General features: G+C 67.5%; 7 protein-coding genes. 3 read left to right on the forward strand and 4 right to left on the reverse strand.

Annotation, left to right across the window (positions count from 1 at the left end):
* Positions 1–56 precede the first annotated feature (56 nt).
* Both ACZYZF_RS29025 and ACZYZF_RS29030 read left to right on the forward strand, forming a co-directional pair.
* Positions 57–3,368 carry an arabinosyltransferase domain-containing protein gene (locus ACZYZF_RS29025; protein ID WP_463837538.1) on the forward strand — a complete coding sequence of 1,104 codons (3,312 nt, stop codon included), beginning with the start codon at positions 57–59 and terminating at the stop codon, positions 3,366–3,368.
* The gene (locus ACZYZF_RS29030) at positions 3,365–6,565 is read left to right on the forward strand and encodes an arabinosyltransferase domain-containing protein (protein ID WP_463837539.1); all 3,201 of its coding nucleotides are present in this window, start codon (positions 3,365–3,367) and stop codon (positions 6,563–6,565) included. The genes ACZYZF_RS29025 and ACZYZF_RS29030 overlap by 4 nt, the downstream gene beginning before the upstream one ends.
* Here ACZYZF_RS29030 and ACZYZF_RS29035 read toward each other — a convergent pair.
* Positions 6,555–7,004 carry an SRPBCC family protein gene (locus ACZYZF_RS29035; protein WP_463837540.1) on the reverse strand — a complete coding sequence of 150 codons (450 nt, stop codon included), beginning with the start codon at positions 7,002–7,004 and terminating at the stop codon, positions 6,555–6,557. The genes ACZYZF_RS29030 and ACZYZF_RS29035 overlap by 11 nt on opposite strands.
* A 39-nt stretch (positions 7,005–7,043) precedes the next feature.
* On the opposite strand from ACZYZF_RS29035, the gene ACZYZF_RS29040 reads away from it, so the two are divergent.
* Positions 7,044–7,652, forward strand: a complete 609-nt coding sequence (locus tag ACZYZF_RS29040; protein WP_463837541.1) for a TetR/AcrR family transcriptional regulator — start codon at positions 7,044–7,046, stop codon at positions 7,650–7,652.
* A 155-nt stretch (positions 7,653–7,807) separates the two neighbouring features.
* Here ACZYZF_RS29040 and ACZYZF_RS29045 read toward each other — a convergent pair whose 3' ends face one another.
* The 3 genes from ACZYZF_RS29045 to pks13 are packed head-to-tail and all read right to left on the reverse strand — an operon-like array spanning position 7,808 to position 16,186.
* Positions 7,808–9,223 (reverse strand): phytoene desaturase family protein, encoded by a 1,416-nt coding sequence (locus ACZYZF_RS29045; protein WP_463837543.1) that lies wholly within the window; start codon positions 9,221–9,223, stop codon positions 7,808–7,810.
* 10 nt (positions 9,224–9,233) lie between these two features.
* Positions 9,234–10,787, reverse strand: coding sequence for an acyl-CoA carboxylase subunit beta (locus ACZYZF_RS29050; RefSeq protein WP_463743685.1), 1,554 nt, complete (start codon positions 10,785–10,787; stop codon positions 9,234–9,236).
* A complete protein-coding gene (pks13, locus tag ACZYZF_RS29055; protein WP_463837545.1) occupies positions 10,784–16,186 on the reverse strand; it encodes a polyketide synthase Pks13 in 5,403 nt (1,800 codons plus the stop codon). Before pks13 ends, ACZYZF_RS29050 begins: the two co-directional genes overlap by 4 nt.
* Between the last annotated feature and the right edge of the window lie 2 nt (positions 16,187–16,188).

The following is a 16,188-nucleotide window of genomic DNA, read 5'->3' on the forward strand; positions in this document are numbered from 1 at the left end:
CCAAAAGGGCGACGGTGACCCGGGGCTCACATCCGGGTCGCATAACATCGAGCCTCGTGCCTTCCGATGAGCCAACCGACCGTGTTGTGGGCATCGCACGCCTGATCGCCATCGTCGCGGGCATCGCGGGTGTGGTGCTGTGCGCGCTGGTGCCGCTACTGCCCGTCAAACAGACCACTGCGACCATCCTGTGGCCGCAGGGCACCGACGGCGGAGGCAACGTCACCTCGGTGACCGCCCCCTTGGTGTCAGGTGCCCCACAATCCCTCGACGTATCCATTCCCTGCTCGGCGATGGCGTCACTGCCCGCCGAGGGCGGCCTGGTGTTCTCCACCATCCCGTCCGGAGGCATCGATGCCAGCCGCAACGGGCTGTTCGTGCGGGCCAACTCCGAGACCGTGGTGGTCGCGTTCCGCGACTCGGTGGCCGCCGTCGCTCCCCGCGCGGCGATCAACGCCGGCGGCTGCAACGCGCTGCACCTGTGGGCCAACCTCGGCGGCGTCGGCGCGGACTTCGTCGGCATCCCCGGTGCCACCGGCACCGCGGCCGTCGAGAAGAAGCCCCAGGTCGCCGGCCTGTTCACCGATCTAAAGGTGGCGCCCCAGCCCGGGCTGAGCGCCCGCGTCGACATCGACACCCGGTTCATCACCTCCCCGACCCCGCTGAAACTGCTGGTGATGGCGCTCGGCGTGCTGTGTGTGGTGGCGTCGATCGCCGCGCTGGCCGTGCTGGACCGCCGGAGCCGCCCCGGCGGCGACATTCAGGCCCGCGGCTGTCATCGAGTGCGCGGCGCCTGGCGGCGCTTCGTGAAAGTGCCGCTCGCCACCTGGATCGCCGACATCGGCGTCATCGGCGGCCTGCTCGTATGGCACGTCATCGGCGCCATCTCCTCCGATGACGGCTACAACCTGACCATCGCGCGGGTCTCGGCCGACGCCGGGTACACCGCCAACTACTTCCGCTACTTCGGCACCACCGAGGCCCCGTTCGACTGGTACCAGTCGGTGCTGGGCCACTTCGCGGCGATCAGCACCGCCGGCGTGTGGATGCGGCTGCCGGCCACCCTGGCCGGCATCGGCACCTGGTTGCTGCTGAGCCGCTGGGTGCTCCCCCGGATCGGCCGCCGCGTCGCGCTCAACCGCGTCACCATGTGGACCGCCGGCGCGGTGTTCCTGGCCGCCTGGATGCCGTTCAACAACGGCCTGCGCCCCGAGCCGCTGATCGCCTTCGGCGTGCTCGCGGTGTGGGCCCTCATCGAAACAACAATCGCCACCCACCGCCTGTGGCCGGCCTGCCTGGCGATCATCGTTGCGGCGCTCAGCGTGACTTTGGCACCGCAGGGCCTCATCGCACTGGCCCCGCTGCTGGTCGGCGCACGCACCGTCATCAAGATCATCAAGGCCCGACGCATCGCGCTGCCCGCACTGGCCGCGCTGGCGGGCTCGGCCGCACTGATCTTCGTCGTGGTGTTCCGCGACCAAACCCTGGCCAGCGTCGCCGAATCGGCCCGGATCAAATACACCGTCGGGCCGACCATCTCCTGGTACCAGGAATTCCTGCGCTACTACTTCCTGACCGTCGAGGATTCCGTCGACAGCTCCCTGACCCGGCGCTTCGCGGTGCTGGCGATGATGCTGTGCCTGTTCGGCATGATCACCGTCCTGCTTCGCAAGGGCCGGGTACCCGGGCTGACCAGCGGCCCGGTCTGGCGACTGATCGGCACCACCGCCGTCGGCCTGCTGCTGCTGCACTTCACCCCGACCAAGTGGGCCGTGCAGTTCGGTGCCTTCGCCGGGCTGGCAGCCGCTCTCGGGGCGGTGACGGCATTCGCCTTCGCCCTGGTGGGCCTGCACAGCCGACGCAACCTCGCCCTCTACGTCACCGCACTGCTGTTCGTGCTCGCCTGGGCCACCTCCGGCACCAACGGCTGGTTCTACGTCGGCAACTACGGCGTGCCCTGGTTCGACCGACAGCCGGTGATCGCCGGATTCCCGGTGACCACCATCTTCCTGGCCCTGGCCATCGTCACCGCGGTGCTGGCCGGCTGGCTGCACTTCCGGATCGACTACGCCGGGCACACCGAGGTGGCAGACACCCGGCGCAACCGGGCGCTGGCGTCGACCCCGCTGCTGGTGGTCGCGACCATCATGGTGGTGCTCGAAGTCGGCTCGATGGCCAAGGGGTTGGTCCAGCGCTACCCCGTCTACACCACCGCGGCGGCCAACGTGCGTGCGTTGAGTTCCGGTTTGTCATCGGACAGCTGTGCCATGGCCGACGATGTCCTGGTCGAGGCCGACACCAATGCGGGCATGCTGCAACCGGTGGAAGGCCAGACCTACGGCGAGTACGGACCGCTGGGCGGTGAGAACCCGGTTGGCTTCACCCCCAACGGAATCAGCGACACCCTGGAACCGCCGAAACCCGTCGTCGCCAACCCCGGCACGGTGAACTCCGACGGCTCGCCCAACAAACCCAACGTCGGCATCGCCTACGCCGCGGGCACCGGGGGCGGCTACGGACCCGTCGGCGCCAACGGCTCCCGGGTATACCTGCCGTTCGGCCTGGACCCGGCCCGCACGCCGGTGATGGGCAGCTACAACGAGCCCGCCTCAAAAGAGGGACGGGTTGCGGCCAAGGCCACCTCGGCCTGGTACCAACTGCCGCCCCGCACCGCGGACCGGCCGCTGGTGACCGTCGCCGCCGCGGGTGCCATCTGGTACTACGACGAGGAACACGAGTTCCACTACGGCCAGTCGCTGAAACTGCAGTGGGGCGTGAACCGGCCCGACGGCAGCTTCCAGGCGCTGAACGCCGTGCAACCCATCGACGTGTTCGCCCAATACGCCTGGCGCAACCTGCGTTTCCCGCTCGCCTGGGCGCCGCCGGAGGCCAACGTGGCGCGGATCGTCGCCGACGATCCCAACCTCTCCGACGACCAGTGGTTCGGGTTCACCCCGCCGCGGGTGCCGACCCTGCAGACCGCACAACAGTTCCTCGGCGCGCAGACCCCGGTGATGATGGATATCGCGACCGCCGCGAATTTCCCGTGCCAGCGCCCGTTCTCCGAACACCTCGGCGTGGCCGAGCTGCCGGAGTACCGCATCCTTCCCAACGTCAAGCAAGTGGTGGTGTCGTCGAACATGTGGCAGTCCGCCCAAAAGGGTGGTCCCTTCCTCTTCATCCAGGCGCTGCTGCGCACGTCGACCATTCCGACGTATCTGCGTGACGACTGGTACCGGGACTGGGGCTCGATCGAGAAATACGACCGGGTGGTGCCGGCCGACCAGGCGCCCGTCGCCACGATTGATCAAGGAACCCAACGAGTGTTCGGCTTCAGCCGGCCCGGACCGATCCGGGCCCTGCCATGAGCACCACGGTGCGCGAACACAGCGCTGACAAGGGCGTTCAGGTGACCCGCTGGGTGGCGATGATCGCCGGACTCATCGGCTTCCTGTGCGCAGTGGCCACACCGCTGCTACCGGTGGTGCAGACCACCGCGACGCTCAACTGGCCCCAACAGGATCAACTGCAGAATGTCACCGCCCCGCTGATCACCCAGACGCCCGTCACCATGTCGGTGTCGGTGCCGTGCGAGGTGATCCGGTCCATGCCACCGGAGGGCGGCATGGTGCTGGGCACCGCACCCAAGGAGGGCAGGCAGGCCGCCCTCAACGCGTTGTTCGTCAACGTCAACGCCAAGCGCGTCGACATCACCGACCGCAACGTGGTGATCGCCAGCGTGTCCCGGGAGAAGGCGAGTTCCGCCGCCTGCGACCGCATCGAGATCACCTCGAACGACAAGGGCACGTTCGCCACGTTCGTCGGGCTCACGGGCGCGGACGGCAAGGAGCTGCGCACCGGCTTCCCCGATCCGAACCTGCGGCCCCAGATCGTCGGCGTCTTCACCGAGCTGACCGGACCCGCGCCGCAAGGTCTTTCGTTGTCAGCCACGATCGACACCCGATTCACCTCCAAACCCACCGCGCTCAAGCTGGTGGCGATGCTGCTCGGGATCGCCGCCACAGTGGTTGCGCTGCTGGCACTGTGGCGGCTGGACCGCCTCGACGGCCGCCGGATGCACCACCTGATCCCATCCCGCTGGCGCACCTTCAGCGCCGTCGACGTGGTGGTGGTCGGCGGATTCCTGAGCTGGCACGTGATCGGCGCCAACTCGTCCGACGACGGGTACATCCTGCAGATGGCGCGCGTGGCCGACCACGCCGGCTACATGTCGAACTACTTCCGCTGGTTCGGCAGCCCGGAGGATCCCTTCGGCTGGTTCTACAACCTGCTGGCCCTCATGACCCATGTCAGCGACGCCAGCATCTGGATGCGACTGCCCGACCTGATCTGTGCCCTGGTCTGCTGGCTGCTTCTGTCGCGCGAGGTGCTGCCCCGCCTCGGACCCGCGGTCATCGCCTCCAAGCCGGCACTCTGGGCCGCGGGCCTGGTGCTGATGGCGGCCTGGATGCCGTTCAACAACGGCCTGCGCCCCGAGGGCCAGATCGCCACCGGAGCACTGATCACCTACGTGCTGATCGAGCGGGCCATCATCTCCGGACGCCTGACTCCGGCCGCCATGGCGATCATCTCGGCGGCGTTCACCCTCGGGATCCAGCCGACCGGTCTGATCGCGGTCGCCGCGCTGCTCGCCGGTGGGCGCCCCATCCTGCGCATCCTGGTGCGCCGCCGCCGCGTGCTGGGCGTGTGGCCGCTGGTACTGCCACTGCTGGCCGCCGGAACAGTGATCCTGACCGTGGTGTTCGCCGACCAGACGCTGGCAACAGTGCTGGAGGCCACCAGGATTCGCACCGCCATCGGGCCGAGTCAAGAGTGGTACACCGAGAACCTGCGGTACTACTACCTGATCCTGCCGACCGTGGACGGCTCGCTGTCGCGCCGGTTCGGCTTCATCATCACCGCGCTGAGCCTGTTCGCCTCGCTCTTCATCATGTTGCGGCGCAAGCGGGTTCCCGGTGTGGCCCGCGGGCCGGTGTGGCGGCTGATGGGCATCATCTTCGCGACCATGTTCTGCCTGATGTTCACCCCCACCAAGTGGGTGCACCACTTCGGACTGTTCGCCGCCGTCGGTGCGGCAATGGCCGCGGTGGTCACCGTGCTGGCCGGGCCGGTGGTACTGCGGTCGGCGCGTAACCGCATGGCGTTCACCGCCGCGGTGCTGTTCGTGCTGGCGTTGTGTTTCGCCACCACCAATGGCTGGTGGTACGTGTCCAGCTACGGCGTGCCGTTCAACAACGACAAGCCCAACATCGGCGGAATCACGGTGAGCGCCATATTCTTTGCGCTGTTCGCCATCGCCGCGCTGTGGGCGTACTGGCTGCACCTGAGACCATCGGCCGAAGGCCGGTTGGCGCGGGCACTGACCACCGCACCGGTGCCGGTGGCGGCCGGGTTCATGGTCGTGGTGTTCGTCGGTTCGATGCTCTACGGCGTGGTGCGCCAGGAGGGCACCTACTCCAATGGGTCCTCTAACCTGCGGGCCTTCGCCGGTGGCTGCGGCCTTGCCGACGACGTGCTGGTGGAACCCGACACCAACGACGGGTTCCTCACCCCGGCACCGGGAGACTACGGCCCGCTGGGGCCGCTGGGCGGCACCGCACCCACCGGGTTCACCCCGAACGGCGTGCCGGACCACATTGTCGCCGAGGCGATTCGGATCACCGTCCCGATGCCCGGCATCGATGCCGATTGGAATGCGGCCGCCGAATTGACGACAACGGGCATAAACGGTTCCAGGGTGCCTTTGCCCTACGGGCTGGATCCGGCCCGGGTGCCGCTGGCCGGCAGCTACGTCGAAGGCGCGGCTCAGCAGGAGAGCAAGCTGGCCTCGGCCTGGTACCAACTGCCCGCTCCCGACGCCGCCCACCCGCTGGTCGTCGTCACCGCCGCCGGAACCATCACCGGCAACAGCATTTTCAACGGTCGCACCGAAGGCCAGGCGGTCGAGCTGGAGTACGGACGGCCTGGGCCCGACGGCGCCGCAGTACCGGCCGGCCGGGTCGAGCCCTACGACCTGGGGCCCATCCCGTCCTGGCGCAACCTGCGCTTCGACCGAAGCGAGATCCCCGCCGACGCGACGTTCGTCCGCGTCATCGCCGAGGACAAGTCGTTGTCTCTCGGAGACTGGATCGCCGTCACCCCGCCCCGGGTTCCCGAGGTCAAGACCGTGCAGGAGTACATCGGCTCACAGCAGCCGGTGCTGATGGACTGGGCTGTGGGCCTGGCCTTCCCGTGCCAGCAACCGATGCTGCACGCCAACGGTGTCACCGAGGTGCCGAAGTTCCGGATCACCCCGGATTACAACGCCAAGATGAAGGACACCGACACCTGGGAGGACGGCATCAACGGTGGCCTGCTGGGCATCAGCGATCTGCTGCTGCGCCAGCATGTGATGGCCACCTACCTGAACAAGGACTGGGGCCGGGACTGGGGTTCGCTGCGCAAGTTCGACACCATCGTGGACGCGGTTCCCGCAGAGGTCGAACTCGGTACCGCGACCCACTCCGGGCTCTACAAGCCGGGCCGGATCCGCATCAAGCCGTAACCCGCTCCGCAGCCGTGACCAGCTTGCGGGACAGCGTGCCGAGCACCACCCGCAAGACGAGCCAGTACGCCAATCCGACCACCCGCCGGCGGGTCTCGTATCTACCCCGCCACGTCACCTGCGTCCCGCCGGGAGCCTCGGTGAAAGACACCTCGGCCTGGTAGTCCCGGATCGGGCCGTCGGTGAGCATGGTGTAACCATGCCGGCGGCCGGGTTCATGGATGGTGGTCATCTCGCGGGTCGGCTTCTTCCGGGTGCCCACGGCCCGGATCGCCCCGACCCCACCGTCATCGGCCGGGCCCCGCGTCTCCCATGCCGAATACGGGATCAGCGGTTTGGCCCACTCGGACCACCGGGATCCGTCGGACACGATGGCGAACAGGGTCCGGGGCGACGCCGTGGTGCGGCGGCGGACAGTGCATTCGAAGTGGCGGTACACGATCGAGACAATAACAGAACAGTGTTCTACTATTGCGAAATGGCAGAATCCGCTCCACCGTTCACCCGCGCACGCAGCGAAGCGCAACGTCAGGACCGGTCATCCCACGTGCTGGCCGCAACGCGCGGGCTCCTCGAGAACACCGGCGCGGCCGCATTGACGTTGGGCGACGTGGCCGCATCAGCCGGACTCGCGAAGTCGGGCATCCTGCGGTATTTCGGGTCACGCGAGGCGCTGCTGTTGGCGGTGATGTACGACGAGCATCTGACCTGGATCGATGAGTTGGCCGGCGAACTCTCCACCACCGGCCCGGCCACGGCGCTGGCGCACACCCTGGCCGCACGACCGGTGCTGTGCGATCTCATCGCCGCCTCACCCGTACTCATCGGGCGACTCGGCCCAGATAGTCTGCGCGCCCTGGCGACGCAGGCGGCAGATGCGCAACAGCGGTTGGGTGCGGCTCTGCGGCAATCACTTCCGTTGTCCGACGAACAGCTGAGATCGTTGACTGCCGCCGTTCACGCCTTCACCGGCACAGCCTGGGCGTGGACCACGCCGGAAACAGGGGGGCGGAACGCCATGGTCACCGACTTCGAATCCACCGTGGGCCGGCTGCTCGAGATCTTCATCGCGGGCCTGCAATCTTGATTCCAGCTTGATTCCAGCCAACACGGGTGCCCTGTGGACAACTTGTGGATGGATTTCACCAGGCCCCGCGTCACCGCTCTTCAGGGCCCATATTTTCGAATTACACGCTTGTGAGTAAGGATGTGCGTCAACAGCCCGCCGCAAAGGCGGCCGACTCACCGTCGCAGAGCAGCGAGGGCGACAGCGGCAGCGTTGGCGCCGCACATGCCGTGCGCTCCGGGCCCCGGTGGGGTGGCCGCCGAACACAGGTACATGCCTGGAACACCGATTCGATAGGGCTGCAGTGTAATCCGCGGGCCGAACACCAACTGCCGGATGTCCTTGGCGCCCGTGCAGATGTCACCGCCGACATAGTTGGCGTTGTACACCGACATCTCCGTCGTCGAACGCACCGCCATCCCCACGATCCGTTCTCGGAACCCGGGAGCGAACCGCTCGAACTGACCGATGATCGCCTCGGTCGCATCGCCGGTATAGCCGTGGGGCACATGGGCATACGAGTACACCGGGTTGATGCCGCCTGCTGATCGGCTCGGGTCGGCCAGGTACTGCTGACCGACGAGCACAAACGGTCGCTGCGGCATCCTGCCGGCATGGATGTCACGTTCGGTCGCGGCGATCTCGTCGAAATCGCCGCCGAGGTGCACGGTTCCGGCCCGGCCCGCCTCCGGATTGGCCCACGGCACCGGGCCGTCGATGGCGAAGTCCACCTTGAATGCGCCTGGACCATATCGGAATCGACGGAATCCCCGAGCCACCCGCTTGGGCAGGCGGTCGCCCAGGATGTCGGCGACCGCCGTCGGAGCGACGTCGAACATCGTGACGTCCGCCGGCGGCAACTGCGCTGCAGACGTGACGTGGACACCGGTCTCCACCTTGACGCCCGACTCCGCCAGCACCGCTGCCAGTGCATCGGTGATGGCCTGCGAACCACCCTCGGCGACGGGCCAGCCGTGCAGGTGCCCGGCCGTGATGATGCCCATCCCGATCGCCGAGGTCAGCGGGCGGTGCAGCGGCTGAAACGTATGGGCGGCAACGCCTCCGAACAATGCACGGGCCTGCGGAGTGCGGAACAGCCGGGCGAACACCGCGGCCGGCAGCACCGTGGGTACGCCGAACCGGGCCAGCGCCAACGGATGCTTGGGCACCCGAAGCAGCGGTCCCATGATGTCCTGCGAGAGCAGGTCGAACTTTTCCGACGGACCGCCGAACGCCGCCCGCCACCGACCACCGTCCGCGCCGAGCGCCGCAGCGGTGTCATCGACACTGCGGTACAGCAGGCCCGCGTCGCCACCGTCGAGTGGGTGAGCGCAGTCGACCTCGGGCCATTTCCACCGCAGCCCGTGCCGTTCGAGCTCGAGGGAGTTCAGGAACGCCGAGCCGACGGCCATCGGGTGGATCGCTGAGCAGTGGTCGTGGAGCAGGCCGGGGACGATGCCGTCACCGGAACGCACCCCGCCGCCGATCTCGCCGGCCGCCTCCAGCACGGTGACGTCCAGCCCCGCCGAGGCGAGAGTGATGGCGGCCGCGAGCCCGTTGGGCCCGGCACCGACGACGACCGCGGTATTCACGCGCGCCGGATCAGATCGGGGTCAGCCCGTGCTTACGCTGGACCTTGGGCATGTTCTGCTTGTCCCGCAACAGGTGCAGGGACTTGCGGAGAAGCAGCCTGGTCTCGTGCGGCTGGATCACGCCGTCGATGTAACCGCGCTCGGCCGCGATCCACGGCGTGGCCAGGTTCAGGTTGTAGCCCTCGATGAAGTCGGCACGGATCTTCTGCACCTCGGGTGCGGTCGGATCCGGAAAGCGCTTCACCAACAGCTGCGCGGCACCTTCGGCGCCGATCACCGCGATACGTGCGGTCGGCCAGGCGAAGTTCAGATCCGCCGAGAGCTGCTTGGAGCCCATCACCGCGTACCCGCCGCCGTAGGCCTTGCGGACGACGATGGTCACCTTCGGCACGTCGGCCTCGACGATGGCGTTGAAGAACCGGCCACCGCGCTTGATGATGCCGTCCTTCTCCTGTTCCACACCGGGCATGGCGCCGGGGGTGTCGACGACGAAAACCAAAGGCAGGTTGAAGGAGTCGCAGAACCGGATGAAGCTCGCCGCCTTGTCGGAGGCATCGGTGTCCACCACTCCGGACAGGAACATCGGCTGGTTGGCGATCACGCCGACCGGACGGCCGTCCACCCGCGCGAACGCGGTGATCATCGCGGGGCCGCGCTGCTCGGCGATCTCGAAGACGTCACCGTCGTCGAAGATCCGCAGCAGGATCTCGTGCATGTCGTACGCCGTGTTGTCGGCATCCGGCACGATCGAGTCCAGCTCCAGATCGTGCGGGGTGATCTCGGGCTCAAGGCCCGGGTTGACGATCGGAGCGTCGTCGAAGTGGTTGGCGGGCAAGAACGAAAGGTAGTCGCGGACGTACTGGAACGCCGCGGCCTCATCCTCTACGACCTTGTGGATGTTGCCGCGCTGGGCCTGCACGTCGGCACCGCCGAGCTCGTCGAACGTCACATCCTCACCGGTGACGTCCTTGATCACGTCGGGACCGGTGATGAACATGTAGCCCTGATCGCGCACCGCCACCAGCAGATCCGTCTGGATCGGCGAATAGACCGCGCCGCCCGCGCATTTGCCCAGAATGATGGAGATCTCCGGGACCAGGCCGCGCAGCATCTCGTGGCGGCGGCCCAGCTCGGCGTACCAGGCCAGCGAGGTCGCAGCGTCCTGGATGCGGGCGCCGGCCGAGTCGTTGATCCCGATGATCGGGCAGCCGACCATCGCCACCCACTCCATCAGCTTGGCGACCTTGCGGCCGAACATCTCACCGACCGAACCCTGGAACACCGTCTGGTCGTGGCTGAACACACCGACCGGGCGGCCGTTGATCGTGCCGTGCCCGGTGACCACGCCGTCGCCGAACAACGCGTTCGGGTCACCCGGGGTCTTGGCCAGCGCGCCGATCTCCAGGAAGCTGCCCGGATCGACCAGGGCGTGGATGCGGGCACGGGCGCTGGGAATGCCCTTCTTGTCCCGCCGCGCAATGGCTTTCGCGTCGCCCGGTTCCTTGGCCAGTTCCAGCTTTTCGCGGAGCTCGGCCAGCAGTTCGGCCGTGGTCTTGTTGGTCACTTGCTCTCGCTCTCCGCTTCGATACGGTTGATCGCCTCGCTCATGTGAGCACCGACCTTGGCAATGTACGGCTCATCGATGGCCTGAATGTGCTCACCCCCGATGGGCACCACCTCGAGATCCTTGACGTACTCGCCCCAGCCACCGTCGGGCTTGCGGGTCGCGTACGCGGGCTCGAACACGATGGCGTCATCGTGGTAGCGGTCGGCCAGGTACAGGGTCACGTGGCCGTCGTACGGCTGGACCTCGATGGTGGCCAGGGCGCGCTGGTCCAGGTACGACGTGCGCTGATGCTCGATGATCCCGCCCGGGATCTGCACACCGCTGTCCTTGATCGCGTCCAGGACAAACTTCACCTGGCCCTCGTCGTCGAGCTGCTCCAGCTCCTCGTACGGGATCGCCGGAATCTCGACGTTGAAGGTGCGTTGGGCGAACAGGGCGTAACGATCCCAACGGGCCCGCATACCCTCCTTGCTCTGGTCGATCGGCTCCCCGGGAAGCGCGAGGTCGATCAGGCCGACGAACCGGACATCGGCGCCTGCGCGCTTCAGCCCGATCGCACACGCGTAGGCCAGTGCCCCGCCCAGCGACCAGCCGGCCAGGATGAACGGGCCCTTGTGCATCTCCAGGAGCTTGGGCACGTACTCGGCCGCGCGCTCCTCGATGGCACCCTCGACCCGTTCGATGCCGTACACCGGGGTGTCGGCGGGCAGCCGCTTCATCAACGGCTCGTAGACGACGGTCGATCCGCCGGCCGGGTGAAACACGAACAGCGGCACGTGCGAGGAGCCTTCTTTGCCAGGCCGCAGGGTGCGGACGAATCCGTCCACCACACCCTCTTCGAGCTGATCGCGCACGATCGTGGACAGCTCTTCGATGGTCTTGGCCGAACGCACCTGCTCAACCGTGACGGTGCCCTCGGCACGCTCGGAGAGCCGCTCGGAGAGCTTCGTCGCGGTCTCGACATCGACGAAGGGCAGCTCGTTGAAGATGCCGCTCGGCGACTTGCCGGTGACGATCGCCCAGGTGGCGAATGTGACCCGCTCGGCCGCGTCACGCGGGGGCACGTCGGCGCCCAATGCCTCGGTGACCGCCTCCTGGGTCAGTACTTTGGCAGCCGCCGCAGCCGCGGTGGCCTTGCCGGGTCCGGACGGATCACTCGGCGGGGCGGGGACGGCAGGTCCCGACGGGTCCGAAGGCGCCGGTGGAACCGGAAGATCAGCCGGGATTCCACTTGCTTCGGGAGCGTCAGCGCTGTCCTCGGAGTCGTTCTCCGCCACTGGGTGTCCGGTCTCGGCCAGCTTGGCCTCAAGCTCGGCGACCGTGGAGGCACCGCCCAGCAGTTCGGACTGCTCCGCGGCGATCTCCTCGGCCGTCTTGCCCTTCTGGGACTCGGCGATCTGATCGACCTCGTCGCGGTGCTCGATCGCGTACTTGATGAGCTCCTCGACGTTGTACAGGTTGGCGTCGCGCACTGCGGTCAGCTGAATCGGCGGCAGGTCGAAGTCGTACTCGACCCGGTTCTTGATCCGCACCGCCATCAGGGAATCCAGGCCCAGCTCGATCAGCGGCACCTCCCACGGCAGGTCCTCTGGCTCGTAGCCCATGGCGCCGCCGACGATGGTGCCGAGTCGCTGTGCGATGGTCTCGCCCGAATCCGGTGACCACTTGGCAAAGCCCGCACCGAGATTGGCGCCCCTGGTCAGGTTGTCCTGCAATATCTCGGCATCATCCTGGGCCTCGGGTTCGGCCACGGCCGGCGCGGCCGAAACCTGCTCGGCGACAACGCCGGCGCCCACCGCGGTCGGCAGCGCGGCCGCGGCGCCGCCGCGGGTCACGATCGCGTCGTAGACCAGGGTGAAAGACTCCTCGATCCGGGCGTGCACCTGCACGGAGGCACCGCCCGGGTGCCGGGTCAGCGTGGTGACCAGACGCGAGCCCTCGGCGGGCACCGCACGCTGCTCGGAGGCGGTCAGCTTGGCATCCGGAAGCACCTGCGCGGCAGCCGCTCTCACCAGCGCGGCGAGGTCAGCGGCGCCCTTCGACACGAACTCCCAAACATGCTTGCCGTCCGGTGTCGCGACGTGGTTGCCGGGCATCACCGCCGAACTGTCCGCGGTGAACGTTGCTTCCAGCCAGTGCTGCTTGCGCTTGAACCGGGTGGGCGGGATGTTGGCGAAGTCCAGGGCGCCGGCCAGCCCGCTGGACTTGCGCGGGAACAGAGTCCGGAAATCCAGGCTGTGGCCGTGCACGAACAAGTGAGCCATGGCCGTGACCATCGACTCGACCTCGTCCTGCTTGCGGGCCAGGGTTGCGATCAGCTGCGCATCGTGGAGCCCGGCCGAAGCCGTCGTCAATCCAACCTGCATGAGTGCCACCGGGTTCGGCGCCAACTCCAGGAAGGTGGTGTGGCCGTTGTCCACCGCATTGCGGATGCCGTGGGTGAAGTAGACGCTGTGGCGCAGCCCCTTCTTCCAGTAGTCCACATCGTGGATCGGCTCGGCGCCGGCCCGGATGAACTTGCCCTCGTGCACGGTCGAGAAGTAACCGGTGGTCAGCGGATGCGCTTCGATGCCTTGGATTTCGGCGGAAAGCTCACCGATCAGCGGATCCATCTGCTGGGTGTGGCTGGCGCCCTTGGTCTGGAGCTTGCGCGCGAACTTGCCCTCGGATTCGGCACGGGCGATGATCGCCTCGATCTGCTCCGGCGGGCCCCCGATGACGGTCTGGGTCGGGGCGGCGTAGACACACACCTCGAGGCCCGGATAGTCCGCGAAGACGGTCTTGATCTCGTCGGCGGAGTACTCGACCAACGCCATCAACCGGATGTACTCGCCGAACAGCATCGCCTCGCCCTCACCCATCAGGTGCGCGCGCGAGCAGATGGTCCTGGTGGCGTCGGCCAGTGACAGGCCGCCGGCGAAGTAGGCGGCGGCCGCTTCACCGAGCGACTGTCCCACCACCGCACCGGGTTTCGCTCCGTGAGCCTTGAGGAACTCCCCGAGCGCGATCTGGATGGCGAAGATCACCGTCTGGACCACTTCGATGGGGTATTCGCAGGTGTCGTTGGTGTAGTCGATCGCGTCATCGAGAATAAGTTCGACGATCGAGTACCCGCGCTCATCCTGGATGTGAGCGTCGACCTTGTTGATCCACTCGGCGAAGACCGGCTCCCGCAGGTACAGGCTCTTGCCCATCTTGCGGTGCTGCGCACCGAAACCGGCGAGCACCCACACCGGGCCGTTGGTCACCGGGCCGTCGGCCGAGATCACCGTCGGATGCTGCTTGCCATCGGCGATCGCCCGCAGGCCCTTGATCGCCTCGTCGTGGTCATGGGCCAGCACCACGGCGCGGGAACGGCCGTGGTTGCGGCGCGACAGCGAGCGTCCGATGGACTCGAGCGACGACGCGCGACCCTCTTCGCTGTCGATCCAGTCCGCCAGCTCCGCCGCGGCGACCTTCTTGCGTGAGCTCAGGAACGCCGAGACAGCAAGCGGGACAACCTTCTTGGTGGGCTCAGCAGCTTCTGCCGCCGCCAACTCCGCACGGGCCGCCTCGATCAGGCGCAGCGCCTCGTCGGTCAGGCCGGGCAGCTCCAGGCTCGCCTCTTCGTAGGCCGGGTATTCAGAAGGCTCATCGTGAACAAACTCGCCGTACTCGTCCATCCGCACACCACCGACAAGGGCGGCGTTCGCTTCGTCGGCGGCCGGCTTGTCCTCGACTTCGGGTTCCGGCTGCGGCTCGACCAGATCCGACGGCAAGACCTCGCGCAGCACCAGGTGCGCATTGGCCCCACCGAAGCCGAAGCCCGAGACACCGGTGATGGCGTGCCCGCTGTAGCGCGGCCACTCCGAGACGGTGTCGTTGACCTTGAGGTGTTCCTTGTCGAAGTCGATGTACGGGTTGGGGCCCGCGTAGTTGATCGACGGGGGCAGCTTGTCGCGCTGCAGCGACAGGGTCATCTTCGCCAGGCTGGCCGCGCCGGCAGCCGACTCCAGGTGTCCCACATTGGATTTCACCGCACCCAGCAGAGCTGGCTTGTCGGCGTCGCGACCGCGGCCGACCACCCGGCCCAGTGCGTCGGCCTCGATCGGGTCGCCCAGGATGGTGCCGGTGCCGTGCGCCTCGATGTAGTCGACGTCGCGCGGGTTGATCCCGGCGTCCCGGTAGGCCTTGCGCAGCACATCCTCCTGCGCATCCGGGTTGGGTGCGAGCATGCCGTTGGACCGGCCGTCATGGTTGACCGCACTGCCGGCGATGACGGCGAGGATGGTGTCTCCGTCGCGGCGGGCATCGGATACCCGCTTGAACACCAGCATGCCGCCGCCCTCGGAACGGGCATATCCGTTGGCGTCGGAGGAGAACGACTTGATCCGGCCGTCCGGGGCCAGCACTCCGCCGACCTCGTCGAAACCGATGGTGACGATCGGGGTGATCATCGCATTGACCCCGCCCACGATGGCGACATCGGCCTCGCCGGAGCGCAGCGCCTGCACACCCTGGTGCGCGGCGACCAGCGAGCTGGAGCACGCGGTGTCGACGGATACCGACGGCCCGCGGAAATCGTAGAAGTAGGACACCCGGTTGGCGATGATCGAGGTGGCGGTACCGGTGATCGCATACGGGTGCGCGGTCGTCGGGTCCATCAGGGCCAGGAACTGGTAGTCGTTGTTGGAACTACCCACGTACACAGCGACATTGGTGCCGCGCAGGCTCGACGCCGGGATACGGGCATGCTCGAGGGCCTGCCAGGTCAGTTCGAGCGCCATCCGCTGTTGCGGATCGATGTTGTCGGCCTCCATCTTCGACAGCGCGAAGAACTCGGAGTCGAAACCCTTGATGTCCGAGAGGTAGCCGCCGCGAATGCTGGCCTTGCCGACGCGTTCGGCGATCCGCGGCTCGGCGAGGAACTCTTCCCAGCGGCCCTCGGGCAGGTCCGTGATGGCGTCGCGGCCCTCCAGCAGCGCCTCCCACATCTCGTCCGGGGAGTTCATGTCCCCCGGGAAGCGGGTTGCGACGCCGACAATCGCGATGTCCTCGACATCGGAGGCACGCGTCCAGTCCTCGTCACCGGTGTCCTCGGGCTCGGGCTCACCCTCGATGATCACCGTGGCCAGCGACTCGATGGTCGGGTGCCGGAAGAGCACCGTGGCCGTCAGCGTCACACCGGTGAGGTCCTCGATGTCGCTGGCCATGGCCACCGCGTCACGCGAGGACAGCCCCAGCTCGATCAGCGGAGTGGTCTCGTCGATCGTGTCGGGCGACTGACTCGTGGCGGTGGCCACCGCCTTGCGCAGCCACTCACGCATCTCCGCGACAGTCAGGTCGGGGCGCACCGCCGGCGCCGCGGCAGGCTCGGTGCCTTCTGGAAGATTCGAATTGCTTTGTGCTTCATCCATAT

The sequence above is a fragment of the Mycobacterium sp. IDUB_24 genome (genome assembly GCF_055419385.1).

Coding starts and splice junctions, on each gene's coding strand:
- ACZYZF_RS29030 (WP_463837539.1), top strand. CDS start 3,365: ATGAGCACCACGGTGCGCGAACACAGCGCTGACAAGGGCGTTCAGGTG.
- ACZYZF_RS29040 (WP_463837541.1), top strand. CDS start 7,044: ATGGCAGAATCCGCTCCACCGTTCACCCGCGCACGCAGCGAAGCGCAA.
- pks13 (WP_463837545.1), bottom strand. CDS start 16,186: ATGGATGAAGCACAAAGCAATTCGAATCTTCCAGAAGGCACCGAGCCT.